Source organism: Paenibacillus lacisoli (genome assembly GCF_030580655.1).
Taxonomy (GTDB): Bacteria; Bacillota; Bacilli; order Paenibacillales; family Paenibacillaceae; genus Paenibacillus; species Paenibacillus lacisoli.
In genome coordinates this window covers 1-522 of the sequence record NZ_JAUQTB010000052.1, presented here as the reverse complement: position 1 = coordinate 522, position 522 = coordinate 1, and the positions used below count along the sequence as shown (strand labels likewise).

The following is a 522-nucleotide window of genomic DNA, read 5'->3' as shown; positions in this document are numbered from 1 at the left end:
CTCCATAGAAAGGAGGTGATCCAGCCGCACCTTCCGATACGGCTACCTTGTTACGACTTCACCCCAATCATCTACCCCACCTTCGGCGGCTGGCTCCCTTGCGGGTTACCCCACCGACTTCGGGTGTTGTAAACTCTCGTGGTGTGACGGGCGGTGTGTACAAGACCCGGGAACGTATTCACCGCGGCATGCTGATCCGCGATTACTAGCAATTCCGACTTCATGCAGGCGAGTTGCAGCCTGCAATCCGAACTGAGACCGGCTTTGATAGGATTGGCTCCACCTCGCGGCTTCGCTTCCCGTTGTACCGGCCATTGTAGTACGTGTGTAGCCCAGGTCATAAGGGGCATGATGATTTGACGTCATCCCCACCTTCCTCCGGTTTGTCACCGGCAGTCACCTTAGAGTGCCCAGCTCAACCTGCTGGCAACTAAGATCAAGGGTTGCGCTCGTTGCGGGACTTAACCCAACATCTCACGACACGAGCTGACGACAACCATGCACCACCTGTCTCCTCTGTCC

The 522-nt window shown here is 56.7% G+C and carries 1 rRNA gene; it reads right to left on the bottom strand.

Annotation, left to right across the window (positions count from 1 at the left end):
• Positions 1-8: 8 nt before the first annotated feature.
• Positions 9-522: ribosomal RNA gene (locus tag Q5741_RS21580) — 16S ribosomal RNA — on the bottom strand; the annotation flags it as partial.